The organism is Reyranella sp. (assembly GCF_004297405.1).
GTDB lineage: Bacteria > Pseudomonadota > Alphaproteobacteria > Reyranellales > Reyranellaceae > Reyranella.
On record NZ_SCVC01000032.1, the window covers coordinates 170,637 to 183,289 of the forward strand.

General features: G+C 63.8%; 14 protein-coding genes. 9 read left to right on the forward strand and 5 right to left on the reverse strand.

Features of this window, described 5'->3' with window-relative positions:
- Positions 1 to 65: 65 nt before the first annotated feature.
- Positions 66 to 1,268: a pyridoxal phosphate-dependent aminotransferase gene (locus EPO50_RS20890; protein WP_296347086.1), complete on the reverse strand. Its 1,203-nt coding sequence runs from the start codon at positions 1,266 to 1,268 to the stop codon at positions 66 to 68.
- A gap of 194 nt (positions 1,269 to 1,462) precedes the next feature.
- Between EPO50_RS20890 and EPO50_RS20895 the strand changes: the two genes are divergently transcribed.
- Positions 1,463 to 2,092 carry a hypothetical protein gene (locus EPO50_RS20895; protein WP_296347088.1) on the forward strand — a complete coding sequence of 210 codons (630 nt, stop codon included), beginning with the start codon at positions 1,463 to 1,465 and terminating at the stop codon, positions 2,090 to 2,092.
- A gap of 7 nt (positions 2,093 to 2,099) precedes the next feature.
- Here EPO50_RS20895 and EPO50_RS20900 read toward each other — a convergent pair whose 3' ends face one another.
- The 3 genes from EPO50_RS20900 to EPO50_RS20910 are packed head-to-tail and all read right to left on the reverse strand — an operon-like array spanning position 2,100 to position 5,305.
- Positions 2,100 to 2,963, reverse strand: coding sequence for a transglutaminase family protein (locus EPO50_RS20900; protein WP_296347090.1), 864 nt, complete (start codon positions 2,961 to 2,963; stop codon positions 2,100 to 2,102).
- Positions 2,929 to 3,861: an alpha-E domain-containing protein gene (locus EPO50_RS20905; protein ID WP_296347092.1), complete on the reverse strand. Its 933-nt coding sequence runs from the start codon at positions 3,859 to 3,861 to the stop codon at positions 2,929 to 2,931. The genes EPO50_RS20900 and EPO50_RS20905 overlap by 35 nt, the downstream gene beginning before the upstream one ends.
- A 4-nt stretch (positions 3,862 to 3,865) precedes the next feature.
- Positions 3,866 to 5,305 (reverse strand): circularly permuted type 2 ATP-grasp protein, encoded by a 1,440-nt coding sequence (locus EPO50_RS20910; RefSeq protein WP_296347094.1) that lies wholly within the window; start codon positions 5,303 to 5,305, stop codon positions 3,866 to 3,868.
- 98 nt (positions 5,306 to 5,403) lie between these two features.
- Between EPO50_RS20910 and EPO50_RS20915 the strand changes: the two genes are divergently transcribed.
- Both EPO50_RS20915 and EPO50_RS20920 read left to right on the forward strand, forming a co-directional pair.
- The gene (locus EPO50_RS20915; protein WP_296347096.1) at positions 5,404 to 6,393 is read left to right on the forward strand and encodes a zinc-dependent alcohol dehydrogenase family protein; all 990 of its coding nucleotides are present in this window, start codon (positions 5,404 to 5,406) and stop codon (positions 6,391 to 6,393) included.
- A 46-nt stretch (positions 6,394 to 6,439) separates the two neighbouring features.
- Positions 6,440 to 6,820 carry a nuclear transport factor 2 family protein gene (locus tag EPO50_RS20920; protein WP_296347098.1) on the forward strand — a complete coding sequence of 127 codons (381 nt, stop codon included), beginning with the start codon at positions 6,440 to 6,442 and terminating at the stop codon, positions 6,818 to 6,820.
- Positions 6,821 to 6,900: 80 nt separating this feature from the next.
- Here the strand turns inward: EPO50_RS20920 and EPO50_RS20925 are convergent, their stop codons facing one another.
- Positions 6,901 to 7,404, reverse strand: a complete 504-nt coding sequence (locus tag EPO50_RS20925; protein ID WP_296347379.1) for a peptidylprolyl isomerase — start codon at positions 7,402 to 7,404, stop codon at positions 6,901 to 6,903.
- A 616-nt stretch (positions 7,405 to 8,020) separates the two neighbouring features.
- Here EPO50_RS20925 and EPO50_RS20930 point away from each other — a divergent pair.
- The 6 genes from EPO50_RS20930 to EPO50_RS20955 all read left to right on the forward strand — a co-directional run bounded on the left by EPO50_RS20930 (position 8,021) and on the right by EPO50_RS20955 (position 12,653).
- Positions 8,021 to 8,257, forward strand: a complete 237-nt coding sequence (locus tag EPO50_RS20930) for a hypothetical protein (protein ID WP_296347099.1) — start codon at positions 8,021 to 8,023, stop codon at positions 8,255 to 8,257.
- A gap of 146 nt (positions 8,258 to 8,403) precedes the next feature.
- A complete protein-coding gene (coxB, locus tag EPO50_RS20935; protein ID WP_296347101.1) occupies positions 8,404 to 9,270 on the forward strand; it encodes a cytochrome c oxidase subunit II in 867 nt (288 codons plus the stop codon).
- A 23-nt stretch (positions 9,271 to 9,293) separates the two neighbouring features.
- Positions 9,294 to 10,922: a cytochrome c oxidase subunit I gene (gene ctaD / locus EPO50_RS20940; protein WP_296347103.1), complete on the forward strand. Its 1,629-nt coding sequence runs from the start codon at positions 9,294 to 9,296 to the stop codon at positions 10,920 to 10,922.
- Positions 10,923 to 10,969: 47 nt separating this feature from the next.
- Positions 10,970 to 11,905 carry a heme o synthase gene (locus tag EPO50_RS20945; protein WP_296347105.1) on the forward strand — a complete coding sequence of 312 codons (936 nt, stop codon included), beginning with the start codon at positions 10,970 to 10,972 and terminating at the stop codon, positions 11,903 to 11,905.
- 5 nt (positions 11,906 to 11,910) lie between these two features.
- Positions 11,911 to 12,051 carry a hypothetical protein gene (locus tag EPO50_RS20950; protein WP_296347107.1) on the forward strand — a complete coding sequence of 47 codons (141 nt, stop codon included), beginning with the start codon at positions 11,911 to 11,913 and terminating at the stop codon, positions 12,049 to 12,051.
- Positions 12,048 to 12,653, forward strand: a complete 606-nt coding sequence (locus EPO50_RS20955; protein ID WP_296347110.1) for a cytochrome c oxidase assembly protein — start codon at positions 12,048 to 12,050, stop codon at positions 12,651 to 12,653. Before EPO50_RS20950 ends, EPO50_RS20955 begins: the two co-directional genes overlap by 4 nt.

A 12,653-nucleotide genomic window follows, 5' to 3' on the forward strand; every position in this document is an offset into this window, starting at 1 on the left:
AGCGGCAAGAAAAAGGGCCGGTCCCCGAAGGGCCGGCCCTGTTCCTCAACTTTGTTTGGGCTCGCTCAGCTCAACGCGGCGCAGGCGCGCTGGATGCGGCGGCCGGCCTCTTCCAGCAGGTCCGTCGCCGTGGCGTAGGAGATGCGGAAGGCTGGACCCTGGCCGAAGGCCGAGCCCTGCACGACCGACAGACCCTCGGCTTCGAGCAGGTAGTTCACGAAGTCAGTGTCGTTCTCGATCGTCTTGCCGTCCGGCGTCTTCTTGCCGATCGTGCCGGCGCAGGACGGGTAGACGTAGAAGGCGCCTTCCGGCCGCGGGCACTTGAGGCCCTTGGTCTGGTTCAGCATCGAGACGATGAGATCGCGGCGCTGCTTGAAGACCGCGACGTTCTTCGGAATGAAGTCGGTCGGGCCGTTCAGCGCCGCCACCGCCGCCGCCTGGCTGATCGAACTGGCGTTCGACGTACTCTGCGACTGCACGGTGATCATGGCGTTGATCAGCGCCTGTGGACCGGCGGCATAGCCGATGCGCCAGCCCGTCATGTTGTAGGCCTTCGACACGCCGTTCATCGTCAAGGTGCGGTCGTAGAGCTTGGGCTCGATCTCGGCCGGCGTCGTGAACACGAAGTCGTCGTAGACGAGCTTCTCGTACATGTCGTCGGTCAGCACGTAGACCTGCGGATGGCGCAGCAGCACGTCGCACAACGCCCGGAGGTCGGCCTTGGTGTAGGCGGCACCCGTCGGGTTGCTGGGCGAGTTCAGGATCAGCCACTTGGTCTTCGGCGTGATCGCGCGCTCGAGAGCTTCCGGCTGCAGCTTGAACCCGTGCTTCTCCTCGCACTGCACGATCACCGGCGTACCGTCACCGAACAGCACCATCTCCGGGTAGGAGACCCAGTAGGGTGCCGGCACGATGACTTCGTCGCCGGGGTTCAGCGTGGCAAGCATGGCATTGAAGATGATCTGCTTGCCGCCCGAAGTGACGACGGTCTGCGACGGCTTGTACTCCAGGCCGTGGTCGCGCTTCATCTTGGCGACGATCGCCTGACGCAGCGCCGGGGTGCCGGCCACCGCGGTGTACTTGGTGTCGTTCTCGCGAATGGCTTTGTAGGCCGCTTCCTTGATGTGGTCGGGAGTCGGGAAGTCGGGCTCGCCGGCGGCAAGGCCGATCACGTCTTTGCCGGCCGCTTTCATCTCCAGGAACTTCGCCTGCGCGGCGTTGGTTGGAGAGGGCTTAATACGGCTAAGACGATCGGCAATAAGAGCCATAACGCGATGCCTCCTTTCAGGCATTGAAAAAGCGCGCGAAGGTACTTGTGGACGTTCGCCACTGCAAGAAAACGCGCAGCTTAATAGAATCTGTCGAGGGCTATTTCTCATAAGTGCTCGCGATATCGCTGCTCGGCCTTCTATCGAACCTTCAAAACAACATCTCTGAAGAAGGCATAACTACTTAGAATATAATGATTTTTCCAATCGTCAGGGTCGTCGGCCCTAATACGATCGGCGCGTCGCTGCAGGGAGATTGCAAGGGGGCAGCAGGTCGGGCATCAGTCCGGCCGGCCCACCATCTGCCTCTTTCGAAAGTGCGTACAGTGAATCGGTTGCTGGTCCCGTTGCGTTTCCTGATCTCGCCGATTTTCATCGCCGCGATCAATCTGCTCATTCTCTTCCCGATGGTGCTGTCCATTATCGACGTGGCCAAGAGCGTCTTTCGGCACGTCGATACCCATGAGCCGGTAACGATCACGTCGACGGTCGCGCTGATAATGATCGGCTGGGGTGTCGCCCTGGAGGAGCGCGACGTGATCCGCAAGTTCTTCGGCGTTTCCGGCCGACCGGACGAAGCGCGACAGGCCCATATAGACAAGGTTTGCCACGACTTTGGTGTGGCCCAGCTCGTGCTGGGACTGTTTGCCGAAATCGCCGTGGCGATGATCAGTCTTCCCGACCGCATCATCAACACGGCCAGCTATGAGTATCCCTTGCTCGCCATTTCCCTGACGTTGATCGCCATCGCCGCCGTCTTCCAAGTCCGGCACATCTTTGTGCTGCTGCTTGGCATGTGGCGTCCGGTGCCGGCGGCCTCCTGAACGACCTCTAGTCGACGAGGCGGATCGAGGCCTCGACGGTCATCTTGGCGTCGCCGAAGCCGATGCGCCGGCCGCTGACCGGCGCGGCATCGCGATAGTCGAGGCCGACGGCGACCCTGAGGCTGTCGCCGCGCGGGCTGATGCCGTTGGCGGGGTCGAAGCCGACCCATTCGAGGCCGGGCACCCAGGCCTCAGCCCAGGAATGGCTGGTACGGCCGACATGCAGGTCGGGATCGTCGTTGCGCAAGTAGCCGCTGACATAGCGCGCGGGAACGCCGAGCCGCCGGCAGCAGGCGATGAAGACGTGCGCGTCGTCCTGGGCGACGCCCGCACCGCGGGCCAGCGCCTCGACGGCCGTGGTGTCCACCGTGGAAACTCCGGTCTTGTAGGCGATACGCTTGGCGATCCGTTCCATCAGCTCATGCAGGACGGCGACGCGCTGCGCCGGATCGGCGGCGCGCTCGGCAAGGCCATCGATCAACGAATCGAAGCTCGCATCGTGTCGTGCCAGCCCGGCGTTGCGCAGCCAGAACGGCGCCGGCAGGCTGGGCGTATCGGCATAGCGCAACCATTGATCGGCACCGCCATACTCGTAGAGCCCGTGCACGACGATCTCGACGGCCTCGTGCTGGTGCGCCACCGAAAAAGTCGTCACTTGATTGCCGTGACCGTCGACCCATTCCGAGCGCTTGCCCGGACCGTCGATGCGCCACGACACGATGCGCTGTCCCGAGGCAGGCTTAGGCGTCAGCCGGACGTCGTGGATCGAATGGCCGGAGGGCTGGTCGAAGTCGAAGCGCGTGGCGTGGTGGATGGAGAAGCGCATGGTCCGTCCCTCAATCCAGCAGGAATTGCCGGCCGATCTCGTCATTCAGCGTCGCGATGTCACCGCGCAGCGTGCCGAGGAACTTTGCCAGGCCGACGTCGAATACCTGGTCGATGCGTGCGTAGCGCAGTCGCGCATGCAGCTCGCCGGCCAGCCGGTCGGCTTCACCATGCGTGCCGTAGGCGTCGGCCAGCTCGCGCATGTTGAGATCGACCATCCAGAGGCAGTGATGCACCGAGCGCGGCACGTCGCGCCGCAGCATCATCAGCTCCGCCACCTTCATGGGATGCAGCGAGCTTCGATAGATGCGCCGGTAGGTGCGGACCGCGCCGATGCAGGCCAGCAGCTCCGACCAGGCGAAATAGTCGAGGCTCTCGGCATTGGGATCGCCGTCAGGCCGCAGCAGGTGGAACTTCACGTCGAGAATGCGGCCGGTATTGTCGGCACGTTCGAGGAAAGCGCCGAGTTGCAAGAAGTTGTTGGCCTCGTCGCGCAACAGGGTCACTTGTGCGGCACCGAAGATCATGACGGCCTGCTTCTTCACCGATTCGATCAGGGCGCCGCGGTCGAGCGTCGCGCGGTTGCCGCGCAGGCGGCCGCTCAGCTCCAGCCACAGCCCGTTCAGGCTCTCCCAGACATCGACGGTGATGTTGTTGCGTTCCTCGCGGGCATTGCGCCGCGCCGCGCCGATCGAGTTCACGATCGAGGAGGGGTTGTTCTCGTCGATCACCAGGAAGTCGATCAGGCTCGCCAGCCGGCCACCCTGGAGCTGGCTCTGGCGGAACTCGTCCTCCATGCCGAAGATCGCCGCGACGCCGGCCGCTTCCTCGCCGCGCGACTGCAGGGCCATGCGCTGCGTCGCCTCGATCAACCGCGCCGTCGACTTGGCGCGCTGCAGGTAGCGGCCCATCCAGTAGAGGTTCTTGGCGGTGCTGCTCAGCATGGCGCTACCTGCTGCCGGCCGGCGCGTCGGGCGCCAGCACCCAGGTATCCTTGGTGCCGCCGCCCTGGCTCGAATTGACGACCAGCGAGCCTTCCTTCAGCGCAACGCGCGTCAGCCCGCCGGGCACGATGGTGATCTTGCGGCCCGAGAGGACGAAGGGCCGGAGATCGACATGGCGCGGCGCTACGCCCTGGCTCACGAAGGTCGGGCAGGTCGACAGCGCCAGGGTCGGCTGGGCGATGTAGTTGTCGGGCCGTGCCTTGAGAAGGCCGGCGAACTCCTCGATCTCGGCCTTGCTCGAGGTCGGGCCGACCAGCATGCCCTTACCGCCCGAACCGTGGACTTCCTTCACGACCAGTTCGGGCAAGTGTTCGAGCACGTATTTGTAGTCGTCGGACCGATCGCAGCGCCAGGTCGGTACGTTCTGCAGGATCGGCTCCTCGCCGAGATAGAAGCGCACCATTTCGGGGACATACATGTAGGTCGACTTGTCGTCGGCCACGCCGTTGCCCAGCGCATTCACGATGTTGACGCGGCCGGCACGCAGCGCGCCCAGGAGACCGGCCACGCCCAAATAGGAATCGGGGCGCATCGCCAGTGGATCGAGGAAGGCGTCATCGACTCGACGATAGATCACGTCGACCCGTTGCGGCCCGCGCGGCGTGCGCATGTAGACGCGGCTTTCGTCGACGAACAGGTCCGAACCCTTGACCAGCTCGATGCCCATCTCGTCGGCCAGGAAGGCATGTTCGAAGTAGGCACTGTTGTAGTGGCCCGGCGTCAGCAGCACGACGTTGGGCTCGACATCGTCGCTGAAGGAGACTGAGCGCAGTGTAGCCAGCAGCTCCTCGGAATAGTCGGCGACGGGCAGCACGCGCATGGCCGAGAACAACTCGGGCGCCAGCCGCATCATCACTTCGCGGTTTTCGAGCACGTAGGACACGCCCGACGGTGTGCGCACATTGTCCTCGAGGACGTAAAAATCCTTCTCGCCGACGCGCACCAGGTCGATGCCGGCGATGTGGGCATGCACGCCGCCCGGCAGTTCCAGGCCCTGCGCCATCGCCACGAACTCGGCGTTCATCAGGATCTGTTCTTCGGGAATGATCCCGGCGCGGCAGATCTCGCGCTGTCCGTAGGCGTCGGCGAGGAAGGCGTTGAGCGCGCGCACGCGCTGCGACAGGCCCTTGTGCAGAAACTCCCATTCGTCCCAGGCGATGACACGCGGGATGATGTCGAACGGGATCGTGGTTTCGTGGCCGTCGGTCGCGCCATAAGCGCCGAACGTAATGCCGTGCCGTCTATAGAAGAGGTCGACCTCGTGGCGGGTCGCGGCGACGCGCTCGGGGGATGTGCGGTCCAACCAGTCGGCGACTCCGCGATAGGGCTGGCGGACCGAGCCATCCGCGCCCGAGTTCATTTCGTCAAATGCCTTTGCCGCCATCCAGCATTTCACCCCCTGTTGATTCACAGTACAAGCAATCGACGGGCCAACAAAGTGGCTCCGTAGATCGGAATTCGAGGGCGTAACGGGAGGGCAGCGTGAAGCAGGTGCTGATCGATCGCTATGGAACGCCGTGGGACGTCGCGCGCTGTGCCGATGTCCCCGATGTCGGTGAGCCGGCGGCCGACGAGGTCGTGTTCGATGTCCTGGCCTTTCCCATCAATCCTGCCGACATGTGGTTCTGCAAAGGCAGCTACCGGTTGAAGCCGCCATTGCCGGCCACGCCAGGCGCGGAGTGCGTCGGCCGCGTCACGTCGGTCGGTTCGGCCGTGACGCACGTCAAGAAAGGCGATCTCGTCATCAACCTGCAACGCGAGAACTGGGCGCAGAAGCGGCGCGTGAAGGGTGACGATGCCATCCCGCTGCCGGCCGGTATCGACCTGCGCCAGGCCGCCATGGTGCGCATCAATCCGCCGACGGCCCAACTCATGCTCCAGGACTTCGTCGATCTGAAGCCCGGCGAATGGGTGATCCAGAACGTCGCCAACTCGGCGGTCGGCCGCCTGCTGATTGTGCTGGCAAAGCAACGCGGGCTGCGCACCGTCAACGTCGTGCGCCGGCCCGAGCTCGAGGCGGAGCTGAAAGCCCTGGGTGCGGACCTCGTGGTCGTCGACGGCAGCGATCTAGCTGCGCGCGTTGCCAAGGCGACGGACGAGGCTGGGATCAGGCTCGGTGTCGAGGCGATTGGCGGCGCGGCGACGGGGCGGATCGTCGAGTGCATCGCGACCGAGGGCACAGTGGTGCACTACGGTTCGATGAGCGGCGAGGACCCCGAGGTAACGCGCAGCAACTTCATCTATCGCGGCATCAAGCTCACGGGCTTCATGCTGGGCCGCGGGCTGGCGAAGCGCAGCCCGGAGAAGATCCGCGATATCTATGCGGATCTCGGCGGGCAGGTGCTGGCGGGCAAGCTGCACGCGCCAGTGGACACGGTCTACCCAATCGAGAAAATCAAGGAAGCGTTGGCCCATGCCGACAGGGGCGGGCGTAATGGCAAAATCCTGGTGGCGCCCAACGGCCCTGTCTGAATGATCTTGTTTGAATAGGGCGCAATCTGAGTGAGGGAGTGAACAGATGAATTCCGATGTCGCAGCGGTCGAAAAGGTCCTGCAGATCTATTTCGACGGCCTCTACGAAGGCGATACCAAGAAGCTCGGTGAAGCGTTCCATCCCGCTTCGCATCTCTACAGTGCCGGTGGCGATGGCAAGGCGGCCGACTTGCCGCGCGCCGACTGGTTCAAGGCGGTCGAGAGCCGCCCGTCGGCGAAGTCCAAGGGCAGCGCGCGGGCCGACCGCATCGTGTCGATCGACTTCTCCGGTCCGGCGACCGCCATTGCCAAGGTCGAGTGTCAGATCCCGCCGCGCTACTTCACCGATTATCTGACCCTGCTCAAGGTCGATGGCCGCTGGCAGGTCATCTCCAAGTCCTTCCACACCGTTACGAAGGACGCGTAAGGAAACCGGAAGCCGTTCTCACAAAGAAAAACCTCCCCCGTTGCGACGGGGGAGGTTCTTATAGAGACCGGAAGAGCAGGTTAGCTCTTCACGTCGGCCGCGACCTGGACCTTGATCATCTTGTCCGGCGGTGCGGCGACGGCGCCCGAACCGGGCGCGCCCTTCTTGATCTTGTCGACGAACTCCATGCCGGACGTCACCTTACCCCACACGGTGTACTGGCCGTCGAGGAAGTTCGAGTCCTTGAAGACGATGAAGAACTGGCTGCGGGCGCTGTTGGGATCGTTGGTCCGCGCCATCGAGACCGTGCCGCGGGTGTGCGGCTCCTTGTTGAATTCTGACTTGAGCGTCTCGCCCATGCCACCGGAGCCGGTACCCGTCGGGTCGCCGGTCTGCGCCATGAAGCCGTCGATGACGCGATGGAAGACGACGCCGTCGTACTTGCCTTCGCGCGCCAGCTTCTTGATCTGGGCGACATGCTTGGGGGCGAGGTCGGGGCGCATCTCGATCACGACGCGGCCGTCCTTCAGGTCGATATAAAGTGTGTTTTCCTTATCCATGGCGGAGGCAGCTCCTGCGAACATGAGAATGACGGCAAGAACGGGCGTCAGAAGGCCAAGACGCATGACGTGTTCCTTTGGCGAAGCCACGGTCTGGCGTGGCGGCCGGACCTTAAAGACCGGTTATTGAAAGACAAGCGGCAACTTCGGGGCGGAATCGTCGTTCGGCCCCAGAATTCGCCGAGGATGTGCATTGTTTGTCGTGGTTTTGACCAAGGCCGCGGTTAGAGTGGTCAGGCGACCGGAGTGGGGCTGGCAACGTCTGCCGGTACCGGTTGCGCATATTGGGAAGTCATTTTTTTTACGGATTGATCGATGACCGCCTCGAGCGGCGAGGATCGGCGCAGTGGCGCTATGTCCTCCACAAGTCTCATCCTCGAACGGCTGGCTGACGCCTCGCTTGGGCCGCCGTCGTCGCTCGTCACTTTCGCGCGCGAGTCGGTACGCGACAACCCGTGGACGGGAGGCGAGGCTGTGCCTAGCGGCCCGGCTCTACCGGATCGGGTCTTCGGCGGGCCGCCCTCGCGGCTCGTGTGGTTCGCTGACTGTGAGCGTCACGGCCCGGGCCCGCTCGATCAGTTGCGAACACCATAGAGCGCGGGCTAGGACCTTTCGCGATCAAGCCCACCTGTTCGAGCTGGTGAGCCGCCTTGCGTGGAACACCATTGGACTTTGTGCCATCCGGTTGCGTAACGACCCCGATGGGACCTCGCGCATCGCCGGCAATCGGCTGGTCCGCGTCGTCCTCGTCTCCGCCAGTGCTCCGATCTTTGCTGGTACCGAGACAGGGTTTCCACGCCGCACTGACTGGCCAACCTTTGCCCGGACCGTGCAGCAGGCTGACTGTGGCGAAGCCCTGAAAATCATCCTCAGCTGATACGGCTGCGACTGGCCGCCACATACCGACCGGGGGCGAAAACCCGTTACCACCCATGGCTATATCTGGTACTAACCCGTTTGAAATGCGGGGGATTTTGCGGGTCGGAAATCCCGTGGGGATCTACACCGCGAGGGGACGGATGAATGGTCGGTAAGCGCGTATTGGGCATTCTGGGCATTTTGTCGGCGATAGCCGCGTTTGGCTTCGCGGGCGCTGCCCAGGCGCAGAAAGTCATCGGCGTGCCGCACGACTGGCAGCTGAATTTCCCACCGGCGTTCACGCCGATCATGGAGCGGGTTGAATCACTGCACGATCTGCTGCTGGTGATCATCATCCTGATCTCGATATTCGTCCTCGCCCTGTTGATCTACGCGATGTGGCGTTTCCATGCGTCGCGCAATCCGGTGGCGACGAACGTCACGCACCATACCGGTCTTGAAATCGCCTGGACGATCATCCCGATCCTCATCCTGGTCGTGATCGCCGTGCCGTCGTTCCGCCTGCTCTACTACAGCGACAAGGCGATCGACGCGGCCATGACGGTCAAGGTCACCGGCCATCAGTGGTACTGGTCCTATGACTATCCCGACCAGGGCAACTTCAAGGTCGAGAGCCGTATCCTGGCCGAGGCCGATCGTGCCAAGACCAAGCCGCAGGTGCCGCGCCTGCTGGCGGTCGACGAGGAGATGGTGATCCCGGCGAACACCGTCGTGCGTATCGTCGGCACCGCCGAAGGCGCCAGCATGCACGGTTGGACCGTTCCCGGCTTCGGCATCAAGAAGACCGTGATTCCTGGCCGTCTCAACGAAGGCTGGATCAGTGTGAAGGAAGAGGGCCTCTATTTCGGCCAGTGCTCGCAGATCTGCGGCATGAACCACACCTTCATGCCGATCGCCATTCGGGTCGTTTCCAAAGCTGACTTCGACAAGTGGGTCGAGGAGAAGAAGAAGGCCGCTGGGTTGCTGCCCGAGACCAACTTCGCTTCCGCCACCGCTCCCGCCACCCGCTAAGCGCTTCGCCGCAGGAGATTACAATGGCCACCGCGCACGGCGCCGCCCACGACCACAGCCACCACGACGACCACCACACGCCGACGGGCATCAAGCGGTGGCTGTACAGCACCAACCACAAGGACATCGGCACGATGTACCTTGTGTTCTCGATCCTGGCCGCCCTGATTGGCGCCACCTTCTCGGTCGTCATGCGTCTGGAGCTGCTGCAGCCGGGCGTGCAGTACTTCAACGTCGACGGCACCCCTGACGGCCATATGTGGAACACCGTCGTGACGGCCCACGGCCTGATCATGGTGTTCTTCGTCGTCATGCCGGGCCTGATCGGCGGCTTCGGCAACTGGTTCGTGCCGCTGATGATCGGAGCGCCCGACATGGCGTTCCCGCGCATGAACAACATCAGCTTCTGGCTGCTGCCGCCGGCGTTCATCCTGCTGCTGATGTCGGCTGCGATCGGCGGTGGCGTCGGCACCGGCTGGACGATCTATCCGCCCCTGACGCTCAGCCAGGGCGCGGGCATGGATCTCGCGATCTTCTCGCTGCACATCGCGGGCGCCTCGTCGATTCTGGGCGCGATCAACTTCATCACGACCATCCTGAACATGCGTGCGCCGGGCATGACGCTCCATCGCATGCCGCTGTTCGCCTGGTCGATCCTGGTCACCGCGTTCCTGCTGCTGCTGGCCCTGCCGGTCCTGGCCGGCGCGATCACCATGCTGCTGACCGACCGCAACTTCGGTACCTCGTTCTTCAAGGCCGAGGGTGGCGGCGACCCGACTCTGTTCCTGCACCTCTTCTGGTTCTTCGGCCATCCCGAGGTGTACATCATGATCCTGCCGGCCTTCGGCATCGTCAGCCATATCATCTCGACCTTCTCGAAGAAGCCGATTTTCGGCTATCTCGGGATGGCCTACGCGATGGTGGCGATCGGCGTCGTGGGCTTCGTCGTGTGGGCGCACCACATGTACACAGTCGGCATGGACGTCGACACGCGAGCTTACTTCGTGGCGGCCACGATGGTGATCGCCGTGCCGACGGGCGTGAAGATCTTCAGCTGGATCGCGACGATGTGGGGCGGCTCGATCCGTCTCGAGATACCCATGCTGTGGGCGATCGGCTTCATCTTCCTGTTCACCGTCGGTGGCGTTACCGGCGTCGTGTTGGCCAACGCCGGCGTCGATTACTCGCTGCACAACACCTATTACGTGATCGCGCACTTCCACTACGTGCTGTCGCTCGGTGCGGTGTTCGGCATGTTCGCGGGCTTCTACTACTGGCTCGGCAAGATGTCGGGCCGGCAGTATTCGGAATGGGCGGCCCAGGTCCACTTCTGGACGACCTTCATCGGCGTCAACCTGACGTTCTTCCCGATGCACTTCTCCGGTCTCGCCGGCATGCCGCGCCATTACGTCGACTATCCCGATGCGATGTCGCACTGGAACTACATCTCCTCGATCGGCGCGTTCATCTCGTTCGGCTCGACGATCTTCTGGCTGATCTTCGTGGTCTTCGGCACGCTGATGTACGGCCGCAAGGTCGGCGCGAACTACTGGGGCGAAGGCGCCACGACGCTGGAGTGGACGGTGGATTCACCGCCGCCGTTCCACACCTTCGAGGAACTGCCGCACATCTCCCCGTCGGCTCACCACTGATCTCGAGGAGCGGAGGCGCCCAAAAGGCGCCTTCGCCTTGAAAGGCTATGACCGACACGGCAAACGGCATTCTGACGATCACCGGCGAGGCGGCTCCCGCTTCACGTGTGCGCGACTATGTCGACCTCCTGAAGCCCAGGGTCATGTCGCTGGTCGTCTTCACCGGTCTGGTCGGCGTCATGATCGCGCCGGGCCATATCCATCCGCTGACCGCGACGCTCGCCGTGCTGGCGATCGCGCTGGGCTCGGGCGCCGCCGGCGCCATCAACATGTGGTATGAGCGCGACCTCGACGCAGTGATGGTGCGGACACGTAACCGCCCGCTGCCGGCCGGCCGGGTCGCGCCGGACGATGCGCTGGGCCTCGGCGTGTTGCTGTCGATCTTCTCGGTCGCCCTAATGGCCGTCGCGACCAACTTCGTCGCCGCCGCGCTGCTGACGGCCGCGATCCTGTTCTACGTCTTCGTCTACACGATCGGGCTGAAGCGCCGTACGCCGCAGAACATCGTGATCGGTGGTGCCGCCGGCGCTTTCCCGCCGATGATCGGCTGGGCTGCCGTGACCGGCGATGTGTCGGCCGTGGGCATCGCGCTCTTCCTGTTGGTCTTCCTGTGGACGCCACCGCACTTCTGGGCGCTCGCGCTCTACCGCAGCGACGACTATCGGCGTGCCGGCGTGCCGATGCTGCCGGTCGTTGCCGGCCCGCGCGAGACCAAGCGTCAGATGCTGATCTACACCTTGCTCCTGGTGCCGGTGGCGCTGGCGCCGACCCTGCTGGGGGCGGTTGGCTGGCTCTACGGCGTGGTTGCGCTGGTTCTCAGCCTCGCCTTCATCGGCCATGCGCTGGCCGTGTGGCGCACGGCGGACGACGAGACCGCCCATGGCGCGGCGCGGCGCATGTTCCGCTTTTCGCTGCTCTATCTCGCGGTGTTGTTCGCTGCGCTGCCGCTCGACCTGGTCGCGGGTCGGATTTTGGCCGGATGAGCGTGATGGCTGACGACCGTCGCCCGGGCGATACCGACATGCACCGCCGCCAGCGCGGCAAGAACCTGTTCGTCGCGGTTTTCCTGCTGGTTCTCGCGGTGGCCTTCTTCGCGCTCACCATCGTGCGCATGGGAGGGCAGGGATGAGCAGCAAGACTCCTCTCACGCCGGCCCAGAAGAACGCGCGCATCGCGCGGCGTCTCTTCCTGCTGACCGGCGGCATGGTCGGCGCTGCCTTTGCCGCGGCGCCGCTCTACGACATGTTCTGCCGGACCACCGGCTTCGGCGGAAAGCCGCTCGTTGCCCAGTCGGGTGACCGGCCGCTGCTCGACCGGACGGTCAAGGTGCGTTTCGATTCCAACGTCGACTCGGCGCTGCCCTGGCGCTTCGAGCCGTTGCAGCGCGAAGTGAAGGTGCAACTGGGCGAGGAACGCCTCGTGCACTACCGCGTGACCAATGTCTCGCAGCGCCCGCTGGTCGGCACCTCGACCTACAACGTCACGCCCGAGAGTGCCGGGCCGTGGTTCAACAAGATCCAGTGCTTCTGCTTTACCGAGCAGTTGCTGCTGCCTGGGCAGTCGGTCGATATGCCCGTGATTTTCTTCGTCGATCCCGACATGGACAAGGATCGGCGCTACGACAACATCCGTACCGTCACGCTCTCCTACACTTTCTTCGAGGCGAAGACGGAACGGGCAAGGACCTTGCTCGGCGGTGTGCCCGCCGCTGATACTGGAAAGGGTGGATGA